Origin of the sequence: Claveliimonas bilis (assembly GCF_030296775.1) — a bacterium.
Taxonomy (GTDB): domain Bacteria; phylum Bacillota; class Clostridia; order Lachnospirales; family Lachnospiraceae; genus Claveliimonas; species Claveliimonas bilis.
Map to the genome: position 1 here is coordinate 346256 of NZ_AP027742.1, position 19563 is coordinate 365818.

Below are 19563 nucleotides of genomic sequence, written 5' to 3' on the forward strand. Positions count from 1 at the left end.
TGAAAGAGGGATTTTCTGAAAAAGAAATGAAATAAGGAGAGATAAGTATGAAACGTTACATGAACATGGCTTTGTTGTATGCTGTTTTGGCAATGGTTGGAGGAGTGTTTTATCGGGAGTTTACCAAGATAAACGGATTTACTGCTAAAACGACACTTGCAGTGGTACATACCCATTATTTCCTTCTCGGCATGGTATTCTTCCTTTTGCTGGTTCTTCTGGAAAAGAGTTTTTCCTTTACCGGACCAAAGACCGGACGAGTATTGGCTGTCTATCATATCGGGTTGAATCTGACTGTTGTTATGTTTGTTGTGCGAGGGATAGTTCAGGTACTGGGGACTGCGCTTTCCGCAGGTATGGACGCGGCAATTTCCGGTATTGCAGGAATCGGACACATCCTGCTGGGGATCAGTATGGTACTTCTGTTGATGCAGATCAGGCGGAGTGTTGCCGGGAAGGATGAACTTAAATTAGGGGAAATCCATAACTTCAGAGAATGGGCGCGCGTCTGTGTCTGAATGGTATAATGATAAAAAATTTTTCAAAATAGCAAAATATAATGGGAAAAATGATAAAAAATTTATCGAAATGTTGAAAAAATCGATATTATCATATATGATAATTAATAGAACTGACAACGCAGGCATCTTAACTGTGCTCCGGTCAGGATGCCTCATTTGTAACCTGCATCAGGAAAAAGGAAAGGAAATTCTATGCATAAAAAAGAAGAACTGCTAAAGAGATGTACAGAAATATTAAGCAAGGAATTGCCTGTATTGAGAAAAATAAACAATTTAACGCAAAAGGATCTGGGAGATATTATCGGGGTGAGCCGGCAGACGGTTACCAATATCGAGAGTGGAAAAAGTGAGATGAAATGGACCACCTTTCTGGCGATTATGTTTGTTTTCTCATTAGATCACAGTTCAGTCGAATATTTAAGGAGATTAGATATTCCTTATGCGGAAATAAAGCAATGGCTGGCTGAAAAGAGGGGAGAAAAATAGTTTATGGACTTTTCGATTGTCGTTCCAACATGGAACAGGTCAAAATTAGTGGATGCCTTATTGGAATCGCTGTATGAAGAACGAAAAAATTATGATCTGGGAGAGACAGAAGTACTCATAGTAGACAGCAGTAAAGGAGAAGAAAAGGCGGCCATTATGGCATCGTGTGAAAAATATGATGCACAGTATATAGAAGGGGATGACAGTGTCCGAAAGAAAAGAAACAAAGGAATTGACCTGGCCGGGTATGAGTACATATTGTTTATCGATTCCGATGTTACGGTAGGGCCGGGGCTTTTGAAAAGCCACGCGGCTACACTGAAGGAAGGTGAATCGAATCCGAAGATTACAGGTTCTTTCGGACTGACGGAGTTTGTCGGAAAAAAGAAATTCTGGTGGCATGTAATAGAACATACCTCCTTTCTGGATTCTTTCGGTTTTGCAAAGTTTATGCCGTTTGTGTCATGGACGATCGGAAATAATGTTGCTTTCCGCAGGGATGAATTAATTAAGATAGGAAAATTTGAAGAGAATTTTCCATTCAAGCTTGGCGGAGACGATCTTGATATGACTTACCGTTATACAAAAGCCGGTAATCTGATCAAAACAACGCCCGGGGCGGTCACTTATCATTCAAGGGAAACATGGAATACACGCAAAGCGGTAAATGACAGAGCAAAACGCTGGGGGACGATGGAATATCATATTTTGAAACGATATCCGGAACTGGTTCACAGGAGGCTGCCGATGACAGGCGATGTGGCAGCGCTTGTGACAGGCGTACTGGGAATCATGGCGCTTATCAAAGGATCCTGTGTGCCGATCCTGTTTCTGCTGGCGTGGTATCTGCTTTTATATTTTATGATGTATAGACATTATGTGTCCTGCAATGGGAAGGCAAATATTTTTTTCTGGACAATTGCCATGTTCCAGCAGGGGAAATACAGATTTTGGAGAATGGTAAATTCCATCAGGCATCTGGATTTTTCTCTTGCTTTCAAAGGGCAGTATTTTGGAATATATCATATAAAATCAGATTATCAGAACAGCGTAAAGAAAATATGGCTTTATTATGACTCGATTTTTATTCTTATCATTGCCATGATCTTTTACCGTTTTATTGTGTAGTAGTGAAAGGATATAGAAGAAGATGGATCGTATAAGTTTCAGTATTGTTGTGGCGACAAAAAGCAGAGTCCGGTTACTGACGGAGCTGATAGAGAGTATAGATGTCGCAAGGAAAAACTATTCCGGAGACTGTGAAGTACTGATCGTTGACGACAGCATTCCGGAAGAAAGCGAAGCAGTTCAGGCCGTATGCAGGGAGCATGACTGTAAATACATTTTTTATGAGAACAGTGTTTCTGCAAAAAGAAATTACGGAGTTTTGCAGGCTAAGAATGATGTTGTACTGTTTCTGGATTCGGACTGTATTTGTACAGAACATATCATAGAAAGATATGCGGAAAAATATACAGATGAAAAAATTGCTGCAGTTGCAGGCCCATTAGAGTTCGTAGGGGAAGACACCTGGTTTTGGAAGGCGATTGAAGCAACACCTTTTTTAACCTGTTTCTATCTGCCCAGGTTTCTTCCGAAAGTGGAATGGGGTGTGACTGCAAATTTTTCTGTCCGCAGACAGGTTTTCCTGGAAGTAGAGGGATTTGATGAGACATTTAAAAGACCGGCAGGAGAAGACGTGGATCTGGGTATGAAGATCTGTGAAAAAGGATATGAGATCAACGCGGCGGCGGAAGCGCTTGTCTATCACAGCAAAAAGACCTGGATTCCGGTGAAAGCCATGTTCCGCCGGCTTAACTTCTACGGGACAGCAGACTGTGATCTGATCCATAAGCACCCGGACAGAGGGGACGTGGTCCTGCCGAAAAGAAGTATGCTGTATATCATATATGCTCTCTTCCTTGTGCTGGCAGCCATTGCCTCCGGGAAATGGTGGGTATTGGCAGGAATCCCGCTGGTTTTCCTCGTGGAAAATATCGTGATGTCTCATCTGGTGAACCGCCTTTCCAGGGAGAAGAAGGCGACTTTATGCCAGCAGTTTGTAGCGCAGATGTTAATTCATGACAGCGATTTTGCCTATTTAAAAAGATGTGCGGTAACCGGACAGTTTTCGGATATCCGGAAACAGATGATCTACTATATGGGACAGTACAACGGTATGCTGGAAATAGGCTCTTACAATACATGGCTGCAGCTGCTGCTGTTGATGGGCATCGCAGCCCTCATAGTCTTCTTATTATAGAAAATTTGTGCGGAAAAAGCAGGGGGGAAATTTCTATGTATGAAAAAGAAATGAAAAAGTTGATGAAACTGTACCAGGACGGCATTTTCTCGCAGCCGTTTTACGCAGACAAGATTGCCGGGGCGCAGGATTTTGAAAGTTATGAAAATTTTTCAAAAATTCCGTTTATGTACAAGGATGATCTGAGAAACACAAAGCCATTCGATAGAACGTCGGCAACGACAAAAGACGTCTACGGCATTTTCTCAAGCAGCGGCACAACAGGCAGCAAAACTTTTTATGTATATAGTAAGAAGGATAAAAAAGTTTACAATGAATTTGTGAAAGCATTCTACAGTGAGCTCGGGGTAAATGAAAGGGACCTCGGAGGAGTATTTGCTCCGGTTGATACGGGAGTTATGGCTCACTCAATGATGTGGCAGTTTACGACCATGGGAAGCGGATATGTGAATTGTCCGGAGCCCTCTCCGGATAATATGATCGATTTTGTAGAAGCTCTGCCGATTACAATTATTGCAACAAGGCCAAGTGTGGTGTGTTCGATCGCAGACAATCCGCAGTACGTGAAAAGCGCCGGGGAATCCAATGTGAGAATGCTGCTTCTGGGCGGCGGGTTTCTGACGGAAGGGCGCAGGAAGTTTATTGAAAAAATGTGGGGAGCCAGCTGTTACAGTATGTTTGGCATGAGCGAAGTATTTGGGCCCATGGCCGGGGAATGCCGCTATCAGGACGGGCTGCACTATCTGGACAAATATCTGCTGATCGAAGTTCTGGATCCGGTTACCCATATGCCTGTAGAGCCGGGAGAGTATGGAGTTGCAGTGTATACGACCCTGTGGGATAAGGGCTTCCCGATCCTTCGGTATTGGACAGATGATTACATTGCAGTGGATACATCTCCGTGCCGCTGCGGCAGAGATCTTCCAAGATTCCGCTATAAAGGAAGGCTGGCGGACTGTCTGGAGATCAAGGGGCAGTATGTTTTCCCACGTATGCTGGAAGAATGTCTGTTCAAGTATGGTTTTGAAGGAGAATACCGTGCCCTGCAGGAAAAAGGAAACCGGATCAAAGTGGTACTTGAGAAGAGGGATGGTTACAGCGTTTCGCCGGGGATGAAGAAAGAAATAGATGAATTGTTCATGAATGAGGTGGCAATAGAGTTTGTCCCGAAAGAAAAGCTTGCGTATGATGGGCATGCGATAAGGTTTATAAAAGAAAATGGTTAAGATATGAGGAGAAAAGTATGAGGATCTCAGTTGTAATTCCTGTTTATAATGAGGAAAAATGTATCGGACGGTGTTTGAAGGCATTGGCAGATGGAACAGAAAAGCCTTACGAAATTATTGTCTCAGATGGGATGTCCACGGACCGTACAGAGCAGATTGCAAAAAAATACGGTGCAATTGTAGTTGAAAATAAAAAAAGACATGCTGCCGGCGGGAGAAATGCAGGGATAAAAAGAGCGAAAGGAGATATTATTGCCTTTATTGATGCGGACTGCATTCCCGATAAAGACTGGTTAAAAGAGATACGAAAAGCATTTGAAGAGGATGACATTGACGGACTGGGCACTTACATCAGACCCGCTAAGTCGGATAATAAATACGAGGAATTTTGGGGACGTCTATCCCTTCAGATTTTGATGTCATATGGAGACGAGCCTTATTATGTGCAGGATAAAACATTGAATACAGCGTTTATTACAGCAAGCTGTGCATACAGACGTTCTCTCCTGTGCCGGATAAAAGGATTCAACAACTTTTTTGCCAACAATGCAGAAGATATAGATATATGCTGGAGAGCATTGGAGCAAGGGGCAAAACTGAAATATGTGCCTTCGGCAAAGATTACGGCACACTCTCCGAGAACTCTGAAAGGAATCTGTAAGAAGAGCTTCAGAAACGGTATTTCAAGTTCCAAACTTCAAAAAGTATATTCAAATAATAGAGTCAGTATAGACAAAACTTTATATAAAGCCCTGGTTTCTAATATAAAGGGAATTTTTAAAGGTGAAACATACAGCTGGCTTTTTGTCGTTGAAATCATATGCCATTTGGCAGGGAAATATTACGGAAGCGTGAAGTGTGGTGTGATCAACATATGAGGCGGAAAAAAGTATTGTTTATCTCGGCGGGTATTTTTCCGATACCGGCGAACAAAGGCGGAGCCGTTGAAGAATTGATCGATACATTTACGGAAAATAATGCGAAAGAAGACAGATATGAGATTTCTGTTGCGAGCTGTGTGTTTAAGGGAAGGGAAATAAAAGCAAAAACGAAGGGCGTGAAATATTATTACTTCAGGACGCCGTTTTATCTTTCCCTTGCAGATAAGATGTATTATCTCTATGTTGACAGAATAGAGAAGGACTGGAGAAGTATGTTTCGGCAGTACTGTTTCCGGAACAGACATTATATAAAGAAGATTACGGAAACGCTGGATTTAAAAGCATATGATGCGGTGATCGTGGAAAACAACATGTCCCTGCTTGAAAAACTGTCTGAAGTAATGGGGGAAGAGTTTGAGCGCAAATGTATGTATCACATGCACAGCAATCTGGTGGATAATGAGGAGATGATCCCTTATCTTGCCCGCTGCAGGAAGATACTGGCAGTCAGTGATTATGTGAAAGACCATCTGTACCAGACTGTTCCCCAATTGCGGAATACGGAAATTGTAAAGGTCACAAATGGTATAAGAGGGTGGACGTACTCGACAGAAGAACGGCAGAGCCTTCGGGAACAAATGCGTGACAGATACCATGTTGGTGAGGAAGAGACGATATATCTGTTTGCGGGGCGTGTAAGTCCGGAAAAGGGAGTGCTGGAAATGACCAGGGCATTTCGCGCTGTATTGCCGCGCCTTCGGCATAAATCCCGCCTGTTTATTGTCGGATCAGCCAGTTCGGGATCGGATAAAGAGTCTTATTATTACAGGGCGGTCAAAAAGGAGGCGGCACAGTCTCCGGAGAGTATCATCCTGACAGGATATATTAACCATGAGGATGTTGCAAAGTATCATGTGATGGCAGACGCACAGATCGTACCGTCTATTATGGATGATCCGGCTCCGCTTACTGTACTGGAAGGAATGTCAATGGGAAATTTCCTTTTGTTGTCAAAAGCAGGAGGGATTCCGGAATATTCTGCAAATTACAGCAACAAAATATTTTTTGAGCGGGGAGATTCCTTTGAAAAAAATATCCGGGACGCGTTTCTTTCTTATGACCAGGATAAGGCTCCCCATCGTTATGAAAACAGCGCGAACCATTTTGGAGAGGAACGGTATTACCGTGAACTTGCGGAGGCAGTAGATGTTTCGTAAAAAATTCAGATATATTGCGCCACGTTTCGGGCGATTTCGATATTATAACCGAATAAGGATCTTTGGCTTTGACAGAGAACGAAGGATAAGGCGTACTTTTGGAGAAAAGGCAAACATCATATTAAATTCCGATTCCAGGATCGTTCTGCCCTTTACTGATATAGATATTACGACATTTTGTAATCTGAGGTGCAGGCGCTGTGCAAAATGCATTCCGTATTTCCGTCAGAGAAGGCATTTTACTGCAGAAGAAATCCGTGAAAATCTGGAAGCACTGACAACATATATAGATCGGATTTATGTGGCAAATATCATTGGCGGTGAGCCTTTTCTCAACCCGGAACTGAAAGAGATTGTTCGGATATGTGCAGAAAACCCCAAAATAGAAACGCTGGAACTGACGACCAACGCCACCATTGTTCCGGATGACGGGGTGATCCGCGCTATAAAAGACAGCGGTGTGACTGTTCATATTTCCAATTATCCCAATCTCGATCAAAGGTATATGGAGAATAAAAGACGGCTGATCGAAAAACTGAAGGAATATGGTGTGCCTTATGAATATCAGTTCCATGAAATCTGGCTGGATTTTGGAGAGATTGAAAAACACAATTACTCCGGTAAGGAATTGGCAGGGATGTTCCTTCGCTGTCCGATGAACAGCTGCACTGTATTTCATGGCAGAACACTGTACCGGTGCGGAAAGGCAAGTTATCTTGCGCAGCATGGCATGGAGAGAGGGGCTGACGATATCATTTCTCTGGAAGAAATTCATAGTAAAAAGGAAATGGCGGCGAAAATAAAAAAATTCTTTTCAGTGAAATATCTTCCGGCCTGCAGGTACTGCCATTTACATCCGAAGGCAATTGCAGCTGCTGAACAATTGGAGGGGGATTCGTTCCTATGATGTACGATTATATCATTGTGGGCGCAGGTCCGGCAGGCTGTGTCTGCGCGGGGGAATTAAAAAGGAAAAATTATTCCGTGTGCGTGTTGGAAAAACAGCCTGAGCATTATAGAAAAGTATGCGGAGACGGTATCAGTTACGTCTGTGTCCAGGCCCTTAGAAGCATAGATTTTCCGATAGAATCTCTTATGGATGCCGGCGCTGTGAAAATTCAGAGATATATTCATTATGTAAATGGAAAGATGTATGAGGACAGGATCGGAGATTACGGGAAAGAAGCATATGGCCTGGCAAGAGATAAGACAGACGCTGCTTTCAGGCAATATTTTATCAAAGACAGAGACATACCTCTTTATTATAACAGGAACGCCGGGGAAATAAGAAGTGTGGATCAGGGATATGAAGTATGCGGCATCAAAGCAAAAAGGCTCGTACTTGCAGCAGGAGCTTTGGCAAAAATAAATCTTGACGGCAAAGCGCTGCTTCGCCCTGATGCAGGAAGCCCTGTTGGAATATCTGCCATACTTCAGGCAGATGCTGCCGGGAGTCCTTTTTTCCTGTTTGATTACAGGGCAGAATATGAGGGGACATACGGTTGGATCTTCCGTGTGGGTGAAAGAGAATATAATGTCGGATTATGGCTGAAAAGAGAGAAAAATCTGCTTGCAGCAAGATTTCAGCAATTTCTGGAAACGCGGGTGGAGGAATACTTAGGGCGCGATTATCAGTGGAGGAGAAAGCCGCGGGGCGCCATTATGGGAATCGGAAACAGAAGAGTACATACAGATGATTCCATTGTTTATCTTGGAGATGCATCAAATACTTCCAATCCGGAAGACGGAGAGGGAATTTCACTGGCAGTAAAAGATGCCCTGGATTTCACCGGCGGGCTGAAATAGCAGGCGTCCATTGGGGGAAGGGCGGCGAAAAAAGGATGATAGAGATAAAAAAAGCAGTATTGAAAGTACGGCGTCAAAAGACAGGAGAGCTGGAACTGGCACAGGAGAAACCTGTCCGGGAAGGAGAAAGGGAAGGATGGCTGTTTGAAGACGGGAAAGAAGTCACAGGAGGGTTTGTTCTTGGGAAAATCCCGGATGGACAGACCGGATGGCTTACCTTTACGATTTCCAATACAGCAGTGGAGGAAAATGCCAACCTCAGGATGGAGACACCGGTGATTCTGGATCTGTATATTTCGGAAAAACCGGAGAAGATCACGGTCATGTATTTATTCAGCGACTGGTGGACCAGACCTGCGTTTCTTAACAGTTTTGCTGAAATTCCGCCGGGAACTCAGGTGGCTTTCCTGAAATATGCAGATCATTACGCCTGCCTGATCCCGGGCGTGGGGGAAAGTTATAAAACTACCCTGGCGCCGGGAGGAGAGATGTTGATTTCTCTGGAAATGACCGCCTTCATGGGAGGGATGAGCCAGGTAGATGAGCCGGTATTGCTTTACGTGGAAGACAGAAATATTTACCGGGCAGTGGAAAAGGCGTTTGCCTGTCTGGCCGCTTCTAAAGGGATCAAAAAAAGGGAGGACAGAAGGTTCCCTGAAATATTCCGCTATTTGGGATGGTGTACCTGGAATGCATTTTACCAGGAAGCGGACGAAGAGAAAATAAGAGAAAAGGCCCGGGAATTTAAGGAAAAACGAGTGCCGGTGCGCTGGATCCTGCTGGATGACGGCTGGCTTTCCGCAAAGGGGAGCAGATTGTATGATTTTGAACCTGATAAAAAGAAATTCCCGGAAGGATTTCTGAAAATGAAGGCAGAAATCTGCAGGCCGAAGGAGATTTCCTGGCTTGGCGTATGGCATGCGCTGGGCGGATACTGGGGCGGCATTCTTCCCGGAAGTATCCTGGAGAGGGAAGAAAGGGAGCATTTGTGCCGCACGGCAAACGGCAGGTATCTTCCGAAGCCGCAGGCAGACGCCGCTTTTGCATTCTACAGAAGCTGGTATAAAATCTTGAGAAAAGAAGGGGTTGATTTTCTCAAGGTGGACGGGCAGAGCGCGGTAAAGAATTATTTTGAGAATACAGCTCCTGTGTGCCGTGCGGCAAGGGAGATTCAGGAAGGCCTGGAGGGAGCTGCCGCCTGTTTTGACGGGGCGGTTATCAATTGCATGGGTATGTCTATGGAACAGATATTGGCGAGGCCATCTTCTGCTGTATCCCGAAGCAGTGATGACTTTTTCCCGGACCGGGAAAGCGGATTCCCGGAACATCTTTTACAAAACGCTTACAATACACTGTATCAGGATATGTTGTATTACTGTGATTGGGATATGTTCTGGACGGACCATAAAGACAGTGTGAAACACAGCCTTTTGCGGGGAATCAGCGGCGGGCCGGTTTATATCAGTGATAAAATCGGCAGAACGATCCCTGAAGTATTAAAACCGCTCATCTATCTGGACGGGGAAATCCTCATGATGGACAGGGGAGCCAGGCCGGCGGCAGACTGTATTTTCACAGATCCCCGAGAATCAAAAGTGCTGAAGCTGACCAATGTGGCCGCTTATGGGGAAGGGAAAAAGGGAGGCGGAGTTGCCGTATTTAACTTTTCGAGCCAGAGGCGGTGTGTCGTTTTTTCTCCGTCTGATGTATGGGATATTTCCCATTACGATCAATACTGGGTCTATGATTATTTTAACCAGACCGCCCGTATATGCGGAAAGGATGAGCGCATAGAAGAGGAGATCGGGGGAGACGGATTTGCCTGGTATGAGATACTTGGCGCCGAAAGTCCGGGGACCTTCCTGGGATTAAAAGAAAAATATGCAGGATTTACGGCGGTGGAGGACGTATACAGGTCAAAAGACAGAATGACGGCTCTCATGAAAGAGCAGGGAAAGACAGGCATTCTCTCGGTCAAAGAGCCGGAGGCTGTGTACTGCAATGGGACAGATGTTTCGGAATGTGTTGAAAAAAAGGGATTTTTCTATACGGTAAATTTGGAAGAAAAAAGCAGGAAAGCCATGATAGAAGTTGTCTGGAGGGATCAGATATGATGACATCTGCAGAGGGAAATCTGGAACAGGATATGTTAAGATACAGACCTTTCATAGAGGAATGTTTTGGAGGAAAAAGGTATACGCTGGAAGAAGTGCCGGGAGGCCGCTCTTTTGATATAAAAGCAAAAGCCCATTGTGATGGGAAAGATTATATGGTCAAAGTGATCGAAGGACGCCTGGATGGGGAGGAGAGGAACAAAAACAGAATAGCCTGGTATCAGGCGCTGTGGCGGATCCGCCATGAAAATCCCTGCGTTCTTGGACCGCTCTTTTACGGCATGGCGGCCGGCCGTGTTGTTACGATAACAGAATGGATAGAAGGAGAGCAGTTGAATGAGGCGTTCGATAAAAGACCGGACAGCATGGTCCTCTTTGGAAAGAAAGCAGGCCGGCTGCTGTATGAGCTCCACCATCAGGAGTTTGTAAGGAGGGCGGCGAAAAGCGGGGGCGTCAGTATCGCCGAAAAGACCGCGAGGGCAGTATCAGAGCTGGAGCAGGAAATAGGACGATGCGGAATTGATTTCAGGGGAATGGATCGGGCAATGGATTATTTGAAAAGCAACAGAGCGATTCTGTCAGAAGAAAGAGCAGGGATTGTACATAATGATATCCGGCCGGAAAACTTCATATCTGCAGGCGGGAAATTATATATTTATGATTTCGACTCAGGGACGATCCAGGATTGTTTTGCAGATTTTACATATCTTTCTGCAATTTCTCAGGAAAAGTACAGGCCATTTTCCTATGCGGCCATCATGTCATATTTTGATCTTGATATACCGGAGGAATTCTGGAAGGTGAATTTATATTTCAGTATTATAAAATTGCTGGATTATGCAATTTATAAGTACCATAAAAGCGGAAAAAGGATCGTAAACCAGGCAGATAATTTTGTGCAGTTATTTCATAACTATGAAAACCCTGTCCCGGACTGGTGGGGACAGATAGATGAACAGTATCGGGATAAATTATAAGAAAATGGAAAAGGAAAGAGAAATGGACGAATTAATACTTGTAAATGCAGAGGATGAGGAAATCGGATATGGAGAAAAGGCCTATGTGCATGAGAAGGGTCTGCTGCATCGGGCGTTTTCTGTTTTTATCGTAAATGACGGAAAGATGCTGATCCAAAAGAGAAACCGGAATAAGTATCATTCCGGAGGACTATGGACGAATGCATGCTGTTCCCATCCGAGAAAAGGGGAGTCTCTTAAAGAGGCGGTCCACAGGAGGCTGGAAGAAGAGCTGGGAATAGACTGCGATGTGGAAGAATTGTTTGACTTTATGTATCGGACCGTATTTGCCGAAAATCTGTATGAGTATGAATTTGACCATGTATTTCTGGCGGACTACTCTGGAAGCATTGAATTAAACCGGGAAGAAGCCTCGGAAATAAAATGGATCGATCTGCAGGAATTAAAAGAAGATATTGTCCGTCGACCGGAAAAGTACACAAGCTGGTTTTTGATTGCGGTAAATAAAGTCATAAAAGTTGCGGAGGAAAAGAAGGAATGGAAGCAGTAATAAAATATCTCCGGGTCGATGAGTGGATGAGTTCCAAAGTGACGATGATGCTTGGAATACAGGCGTATTTTATCTGCCTTGACCAGACGGACGCTCTTGCCGCCTGCAAAGAGCTGCTCGTCTATTTTCTGTTCCTTTCCATGTTCCTGGCAGTCAGCTATGTGGCAAATGATTTCTCGGATCTGGAGATTGACAAAATGGCCGGGAAGAAAAAGGTAATAGGGAATTTGCCGCGGTGGGCTGTCTGGCTGTCCTTTCTTCTCATGGCTTTAGCAGGCGATGTACCCATCCTTCTTTATGCGGACAATAAGATTTTCGCCGTAGCTGCAGTTTTTCTTACTACATTTCTGGGGGTGGCCTACTCCGTTCCGGGCATCCGCTTTAAGGAAAGAGGTATCTGGGGGCTTATCGAGTGTTCTTTTGCCCAGCATTGTATGCCGCTTGTTGTTTTGCTTCTGTTTCTTAACTGGAACAGGCTCAATATATTTTTGTGGATCGTCTGGTTCTGTCTTTCATTTTTTGACGGTTTAAGATATATTCTGATCCATCAGTTTATCGACAGGGAAAATGACAGAGCGACAGGTACTCATACGTTTGTCTCCGATCGGCAGATGAATATAAGAAAATGGATTTTATATTTATGTATGGCGGAAGGAGTGTGCTGTATCTTTTTGCTGGTTCCTTTATTTGCCAGGTACAGTGTTATTATCATTTCCGGGCTGGCCTTTAATTTTATATTAGAGTTCTGCATTTACGAAGTGCTCAATGTTTATGCCAAAAAAGACTGGCTGGTGTCCTATGATTCTGTTCCGCTGGAAGCGCTTCTCAATATCATCATGCCGGTTATGTTTGGACTGTGTATGGCGAAGAGAAATGTGTGGGCAGGGCTTTTTTGTATATTTATCCTGGTCTGCTGCTTCAAATCGCTGAAAATAAAACTGGGAATTGCAAATGTGTTCCTGAAGTCGAAATTCTCATAATGGAGAAAAGGGGGGATTCTTTTATGAAAGCAACCGTGTATTGTCTGGAAGATCATAAGATGGAAATCAGGGAAGCTGTAAGCGTATCTTTCCCGGATGCAGAGGTGAAATTTGCCGCATATGAAGATCTGACAGAGGGAGGAGAACTTTTAGCTGTTGATCACGAACTGGTACATCTGCTGAAAAAGGATGAAACAGCAGGTTACCCGTCTGTATATGTATATTTCAAAAAACGCCTGTTTGCTGTATCCCGGGCGGATCTGCTGGAAGAAGAAAGAGAGACATATGTAAAGAAAGAGGACTGGGACAGTGCAAAGGACATCAACGAAGTGTTGTGCGATATTGATTTCCTCTGCAAAAACACAGTAAATCGATCTTATCCGGATTTTTTCCAAATTGAATCAACGGACTATTGCAACAGCAAATGTATCATGTGCGAACATTATTTTACTCATAATAAACAAGCGGAGATCCTCAGTATGGAAACGCTGGAGCATATGAGAGATGCGATACAGCTAAGCAGACGTATTAATCTCAACGGGATGGGAGAGCCGTTCATCAGTAAACTGGTAAAACAGCAGATCGATCTGTATGTCGGATACGGGAATAAGATAGTTGCCAACACAAACCTGTCTGTGCTGGATGACGAACTGATAGAGCGGATAGGGAAAGATTTTGAGTGGCTTGCGATCTCTATTGACGGCGCAAGCAAAGAAACCTACGAATCCATTCGGATCGGCATGTCCTATGAAACACTGATCAGCAATCTGTACAAATTAAAAGAGAGAGTGCCCCATGTGAAGAAGATCATATCCATGGTCATGATGCGCCAGAACGTCTGCGAAATGCCGCAGATGGTGGAACTGGCTCATAAGGCGGGGGCGGACCAGGTGGTCTTTTTGAACCTGAATCCTAACCTGATCATCGGAAATGCCGGGGATGTCATGCTCCATTACCCTAAAGTGACCGAATATTATTCCGTGAAAGCACTGGAGAAGGGAGAAGAACTGGGAATCCATGTCGTAGTGGCAAATGCCGGGGGATTAAACCGTGCAATTACATTTGATGAAATTCAGGACGAACTTACTCAAATGAGAAGGATACCTATGTGGAAAACGAAAGAAGAAGAGCAGAAAATGCTGGAGACAGCCGAAATTGTGAATCGTTACATTGAGACACATGATCAGGAGCAAAATACAACGGTACCGACAGAGGTGAGATGTTCCGGAGTCTGCGACTGGCTGCTGAAAAACTGCTATACAAATCTGCACGGCGATATCTCCATGTGCTGCAGAAATTTAATATACCGCGCCGGAAACGTATCGAAGGAAGGGGAGTTCCTCTCTGTATGGAACGCTCCTTTGATGCAGAAAAGCAGAGAGATCTTCTATTCGGGCTATGTTCCGGAGGCGTGCCTGAAATGCGGCATGATCGAAGGAGGAGAGCTGAAATATCTGACAGTAGATATCAGCCCGGATTTTTATCAGGATACCAGGCTGAAAAAAAAGCAGAAACAGGAACTGAAAACACTGCTGGGAGAATAAAAATATGTTTGAGAAGGAAAAGCAGGAAAACAGGGATCAAATCCTGGAATTTGAAGAAGGAAAACAAATACCGGACAGGGACTGGGACGGGTCCGTTTCCTTTTATCCCAGATATCTTCAGATTGAACATACGACCCGCTGCAACGCAAAGTGCATTATGTGCAACCATCTGTATACCGGAAACAGAGGGGCGAAAGATATTGACCTGGATGTGCTCTATGCCCTGGAAGATATCCTGAAATACGCGGAAACCGTGATGCTGAACGGAGATGGAGAGCCTTTTCTCTATAGGGATATCGACAAGTCTCTTGCCCTTTTTGGAAAATATGAAGTAAAGGTTGGCATGAACACGAATTTTACAGTAGTTCCGGAGCAGCTGTGGAATGATATGGGACATGCATTTTCCTTTCTTAACATATCATGCGACGGGGCCGAAAAGGACTTGTATGAATCCATAAGAAAAGGGCTGTGTTTTGAGGATTTTAAGGCTAATCTTGAAAAGCTGAACAAGGTTGCCCCCCATTTGAAAAAGAATATGGACTGTGTGCTGATGCGCCAGAATATAGGAGATATGGAAAATCTGGTCCGTTTTGCGGCGGATTATGGATTTTCATCTGTTCGTTTTCACTCGCTGGGAATAAACCCCATCATAGGCAATGAAAAAGATGCGCCGGATCTCTATCCCCATTATCTGATGGAGCAGGCCCAAAAAGCGGCAAATGCAGCCAGGGAGCGGGGGATCAGGATACAGCTGCCCCGGGTTCAGTCTCCGGAAGGAGGAGACGCGGCGCAGGATTTGGAAAAAATACACGGCGAGGAAAAAGAGGCAGAAAAAAGGATCCGAAAAGCAGAAGCTTATCATGAGGTATTGTCCCGGCAGTATCTGGGCAGCTCCGTAAGGGAGGAAGATTTTACGCGGGAATTATTTGATTACGGCGATCTGTGCAGATGGGCAGTGGAACGGTGCTATATTGATCTTAACGGGAATCTGACGACATGCTGCTATGATGTGAGCCACCGCTATGGCAGTCTGAAAGAACAAACTTTTGAGGAAATATGGAACGGACCTTTTTATAAAAAGCTCCGCCTTAAGATGAGAGAAGGGAAGCTGCCGAAATGGTGCGGGGAGTGCCAGTGGCTGAAAAACCCGGAATTTTAAGGAAAGAAACGATATCAGGGACAAAGAAGGTAGAGGAAAATGACAATTTATGATTCGGTAAATGATATAAAAGAAATGCTATTCGGGGAAAAGGGAACCGGCTTTGATGAAGTGCGCTCTGCCATCCGAAAAGAAATAGAAGCGGAAAAGGTCAGTATGCCCCCACAGTATATGATGATGAAAATAACAAATTACTGCAATTCGGATTGCGTTTACTGCAATCATGCAAAAAGCAGGATCCAAAATGAAGTGAAGCAGGAAATTTCCCTGGAACGCCTGCAGTCCATCATTGGAGAGGCCATACAGATGGGCGTAAAGGCAATCAGCATAAGCGGTGGAGAACCGCTGGTGCGAAAAGATGTGGAGACGATTGTCAGACAGATCGCCGACAGCAATGTGGTTCCTGTCCTTCTGACAAACGGCTGCCTTTTAAAGGAGAGAGCCGAAAGCCTCTACGAAAGCGGACTGCGATATTTCATCATCTCCCTGGACTCCTTAGATGCAGAAGACTACCTTGCACAGCGGGGAGTAGATATCGGCCCTGTACTGGAGGGGATTGAAACAGTAAGAGGACTCATGCAGAAGGATGAAACTGTCAAGTTACATATTACACCGGTGATCACGGCCAAAAATATAGGGCAGATGCCGGAAATGGTCCGGTACTATTCAAAAAAAGGCGTTTCCCTGCAATTCAGCCCCTACCACAGATTTGTTTTTAATATGAGGGATGAACTGGCGGAATTTGACGCCAGGGAGGTTGACACCGTTATGGATCAACTGTTACAGATGAAGAAAGAGGGATATCTGATCGCCAATTCCATTACTTTTCTGCGGCACTTTAAAGCTTTTATGTGCGAGAATAAAATACTGCCTGACGGATACCGGTGTCTGGCAGGATATTCCACAGTCTATGTAGATACCTATGAAAATGTGCTTCCCTGCTGGAGCGGCGGATTCGGGCCGGTCGATAATCTTCAAAATCATACGTTGTCAGATATCTGGTACGGTGAGAAATACATGGAGCTGCGCAAAAAGATGGAAAAGTGTCAGTGCGCCGGCTGCTGGCTTCTGTGCACCGGGGAGCTTACAGTTCTTATTAATGGGGAAGAGTAGTTTTATAAGATTAAGAGGAAACAGGCAATATGCAGATAAAGAGAGAGGATCTTACGAAAGAATACAGTAATATATTTTTTCACTTTGATTTCAGCCAAAGGATGGAACTGGAATACGATCATAAAAGCTATGAACTGACTGATCACACACAGCTGCCGGAATTGATCGAACATTCTAAAGCAAAAGGAGATTATCAGATCAGTAAGATCGCAAATAATATTCTGGCTGTATATGAAACGGAACATCAGATGGAGACATACAGCCATACTCCGGTGATGATTCATATGGAACTTTCCAGCTTCTGCGACTGTGAATGTATGATGTGCAAACATTGCTATGAGAAAAACAGCGATGCACAATACCTGTCCCGCGATAAATTCCATGAACTTAAGCAGTATTTTGCAGCCTGCAGGATCGTTATGATCAACGGATATGGGGAACCCTTTATTCATCCGCAGATTTCAGAGATCATTTCCATTTTTGAAACATATCAGGTAAAGATTTTCACTACGACAAATCTGCAGCATCTTCCAATGGACAGCCTGCCTAAGATCAATAAAGTTTTTGCGAGAATGAACGTTTCCTGTGACGGGGCCTGTGCAGAAACGTACGAATCCATAAGAAGAGGAGCTTCTTTTGCCAAATTTATCAAAAATTTGACTATACTGCGTGAAAACTGTCCGGATGTGCAGCTTTTTATGTCAGTCGTGGCTATGAGACAAAATATTGAGGAAGCAGTCAGTCTCGTGCGCATGGCAAAAGAATTAGGATTTGAAGAAATAAGATTTGGGAGATTGGGGTCTAATCTTTTTCTGGGAAATGAAAAAGACGAGCTGATTTATTATCCTAATTTTGCCGGCAGGGAACTGGAGAGGGCGAAGCAGGAAGGGGAAAGGATCGGGATACGCGTAGTAACGCCTGTTATCATGCAGAACAATGTCATTGACTGTAAGAAGGCGGAGCGGGAAAGGGAACAGATCCATGAGGAGCCGTTTTATAAAGGCGATAAATATTATGAAGGATTGGCAGAAAAATATAAAGAATTAAAAGAGTCCCATTTGTTTGAACCTCATCTGTACTCTACGGAAGGAGCAATTTCCTGTGAAGGGCTCTGTCACTGGATCGGATTCGGGCTGTACGTAAACTCATCCGGCAAAGTGAGGCCATGCTCTGAAATTCCCTATAACAGAGGACAGGAAAAAAGAGAAGAAAGGATTGATCATAATTATGAGGAACTGAAAACATTTCGGAAGAAATTTATTTCAGGAGAAGTGCCTAGGGTATGTATGGACTGCGCGTTCATTATGAGCGATGAGATCGGCTGCCTGAAGGTAAATCTTCGGGAGTATAAAAATTATTTTCTGGAAAAGGCGGGGGCGGGAAGAGAAGAATGAACTTTTTATTAGAAACAGGCAGTACCGGTTCTGTGAGATTTCTGTATACAGAAGGGGAAGAGATTACAGACCGTGACGGGAAGCAGGTGTATGTATATGGAAATAAAGAGATGTTTACCGCTGTTGAAAATCCGGAAGGGCCGGGTTCCTGCCGGGTCATTCGGAGCACAATGGGAGGAAATAAGACTGTCTTTTATCTGAAACATAACGGCAGGTATTATATTTTCACTTCACTGAAACTGCTGTCTGCCATTTCTTATCAATGCCGTTTCCAGGATGATCCGGAACTGATCAGTGAATTTATATACAACGGATTTATCCGGACAAAGGACACGCTGGTACGTGATGTTTATAAGCTGCTTCCGGAAGAATACCTGGAAATAGAAGCAGGAGAGCTTAACATACATCGACTGGAAAGGACAAAAGCGAACAGGCAGAAGGTCAGCCTGGATCAGATGTATGAAAGAGAAAGAGCAATCATCAATTCCTATATCGATCTGGCGTTGTCAAAAAAGGGGCAGGTCAATCTGGCAATCTCGGGAGGATTTGATTCCAATCTCATCCTGCATTTTCTGAAGGAAAGAGGGATACCATCATGTGGATTTTCCGTCGGTGCGGCCCGGGGATTGGACGAGACAGGTGTGGCGGCAAACTTGTGTGCTCATGCCGGGAATGTCAGCCTTCGGAAAGGAAGCGTGGGGCCTAAGATACGGGAGCACCTGGAAGAAATTGTTGAGACGCTGGAGGGGAATCTTTATGAACGGGGGATTTTCCTTCAATATGCGCTGGCAAAGCTTCTGAAAGAGGAGCATGTCCGATATATTTTGCTGGGCGAAGGAGCGGATCAGGTATTTAACCGGAATTTTTATGACCGTAAGGCGCCCCCATATCTGACAAATTACAATGATAATCCATATGAACTGGGGGCCATGGTCGTACTGAAAAAGAGTGTGCTGATGCTGGAGGCATTTGGGATTACAGGGCTATATCCATTTATCAGCAGAAAAATGCAGGATCTTGGGGCTGAAATAATGGAGGAAAACGGCGTTTCCAAAATAAGACAGAAGGAAATGTGCCGAAAATACTTTGATGACGAAACAAACAGCCTTGTAGGAAAGAACCCCGGCAGCACTTCCCTGTGCGCATTGTTCCGGGATTCTGAAGACGAGGAGGCGTTTATTGCCAAAGTAAAGGAAACAAACGAGTTTTATGATCCTTCCTTCCGGATCTCTTATAAATACGGGCCGGGGGAGTCAGAGCTGGATTATTATTTATGCCTGGAGTACCTTAGGATATTTAAGAAAATATTTTGCAGCGGATAAAAGAGGTGTG

18 protein-coding genes are annotated in these 19563 nt (G+C 44.3%); all 18 read left to right on the forward strand.

Annotated features, from left to right (window positions below; translation table 11 throughout):
- The first annotated feature begins 47 nt into the window (after nt 1–47).
- The 18 genes from R2J37_RS01600 to R2J37_RS01685 all read left to right on the forward strand — a co-directional run bounded on the left by R2J37_RS01600 (nt 48) and on the right by R2J37_RS01685 (nt 19553).
- On the forward strand, nt 48–518 hold the full coding sequence (locus R2J37_RS01600) for a DUF2871 domain-containing protein (RefSeq protein WP_316266072.1): 471 nt from the start codon (nt 48–50) through the stop codon (nt 516–518).
- Nucleotides 519–713: 195 nt separating this feature from the next.
- The gene (locus tag R2J37_RS01605; protein ID WP_230107301.1) at nt 714–1007 is read left to right on the forward strand and encodes a helix-turn-helix transcriptional regulator; all 294 of its coding nucleotides are present in this window, start codon (nt 714–716) and stop codon (nt 1005–1007) included.
- A gap of 3 nt (nt 1008–1010) precedes the next feature.
- Nucleotides 1011–2135, forward strand: a complete 1125-nt coding sequence (locus R2J37_RS01610; protein WP_230107300.1) for a glycosyltransferase family 2 protein — start codon at nt 1011–1013, stop codon at nt 2133–2135.
- Nucleotides 2136–2157: 22 nt separating this feature from the next.
- Nucleotides 2158–3270, forward strand: coding sequence for a glycosyltransferase family 2 protein (locus R2J37_RS01615; RefSeq protein ID WP_230107299.1), 1113 nt, complete (start codon nt 2158–2160; stop codon nt 3268–3270).
- Nucleotides 3271–3305: 35 nt separating this feature from the next.
- A complete protein-coding gene (locus tag R2J37_RS01620) occupies nt 3306–4496 on the forward strand; it encodes a phenylacetate--CoA ligase family protein (RefSeq protein WP_316266073.1) in 1191 nt (396 codons plus the stop codon).
- 17 nt (nt 4497–4513) lie between these two features.
- Nucleotides 4514–5374: a glycosyltransferase family 2 protein gene (locus R2J37_RS01625; RefSeq protein ID WP_256193461.1), complete on the forward strand. Its 861-nt coding sequence runs from the start codon at nt 4514–4516 to the stop codon at nt 5372–5374.
- The gene (locus tag R2J37_RS01630; RefSeq protein WP_230107296.1) at nt 5371–6594 is read left to right on the forward strand and encodes a glycosyltransferase family 4 protein; all 1224 of its coding nucleotides are present in this window, start codon (nt 5371–5373) and stop codon (nt 6592–6594) included. The genes R2J37_RS01625 and R2J37_RS01630 overlap by 4 nt, the downstream gene beginning before the upstream one ends.
- Entirely contained in the window at nt 6584–7501 is a 918-nt protein-coding gene (locus tag R2J37_RS01635; RefSeq protein ID WP_316266074.1) for a radical SAM protein, read from the forward strand. Before R2J37_RS01630 ends, R2J37_RS01635 begins: the two co-directional genes overlap by 11 nt.
- Nucleotides 7498–8400, forward strand: a complete 903-nt coding sequence (locus R2J37_RS01640) for an FAD-dependent monooxygenase (protein WP_316266075.1) — start codon at nt 7498–7500, stop codon at nt 8398–8400. Before R2J37_RS01635 ends, R2J37_RS01640 begins: the two co-directional genes overlap by 4 nt.
- Before the next feature lie 35 nt (nt 8401–8435).
- Nucleotides 8436–10514 (forward strand): Sip1-related alpha-galactosidase, encoded by a 2079-nt coding sequence (locus tag R2J37_RS01645; RefSeq protein WP_316266076.1) that lies wholly within the window; start codon nt 8436–8438, stop codon nt 10512–10514.
- Nucleotides 10511–11491: a phosphotransferase family protein gene (locus R2J37_RS01650; RefSeq protein ID WP_316266077.1), complete on the forward strand. Its 981-nt coding sequence runs from the start codon at nt 10511–10513 to the stop codon at nt 11489–11491. The genes R2J37_RS01645 and R2J37_RS01650 overlap by 4 nt, the downstream gene beginning before the upstream one ends.
- Nucleotides 11492–11513: 22 nt before the next feature.
- Nucleotides 11514–12041, forward strand: coding sequence for an isopentenyl-diphosphate Delta-isomerase (gene idi, locus R2J37_RS01655; protein ID WP_230107291.1), 528 nt, complete (start codon nt 11514–11516; stop codon nt 12039–12041).
- Nucleotides 12029–13021, forward strand: a complete 993-nt coding sequence (locus R2J37_RS01660; RefSeq protein WP_230107290.1) for a UbiA family prenyltransferase — start codon at nt 12029–12031, stop codon at nt 13019–13021. The genes idi and R2J37_RS01660 overlap by 13 nt, the downstream gene beginning before the upstream one ends.
- A gap of 23 nt (nt 13022–13044) precedes the next feature.
- Nucleotides 13045–14565, forward strand: a complete 1521-nt coding sequence (locus R2J37_RS01665; protein WP_316266078.1) for a radical SAM/SPASM domain-containing protein — start codon at nt 13045–13047, stop codon at nt 14563–14565.
- 4 nt (nt 14566–14569) lie between these two features.
- Nucleotides 14570–15724 (forward strand): radical SAM protein, encoded by a 1155-nt coding sequence (locus tag R2J37_RS01670; protein ID WP_316266079.1) that lies wholly within the window; start codon nt 14570–14572, stop codon nt 15722–15724.
- A gap of 39 nt (nt 15725–15763) precedes the next feature.
- Nucleotides 15764–16837: a radical SAM protein gene (locus tag R2J37_RS01675; protein ID WP_316266080.1), complete on the forward strand. Its 1074-nt coding sequence runs from the start codon at nt 15764–15766 to the stop codon at nt 16835–16837.
- A 29-nt stretch (nt 16838–16866) separates the two neighbouring features.
- Nucleotides 16867–18231 (forward strand): radical SAM protein, encoded by a 1365-nt coding sequence (locus R2J37_RS01680; RefSeq protein ID WP_316266081.1) that lies wholly within the window; start codon nt 16867–16869, stop codon nt 18229–18231.
- A complete protein-coding gene (locus tag R2J37_RS01685) occupies nt 18228–19553 on the forward strand; it encodes an asparagine synthase-related protein (protein ID WP_316266082.1) in 1326 nt (441 codons plus the stop codon). The genes R2J37_RS01680 and R2J37_RS01685 overlap by 4 nt, the downstream gene beginning before the upstream one ends.
- Nucleotides 19554–19563 lie beyond the last annotated feature (10 nt).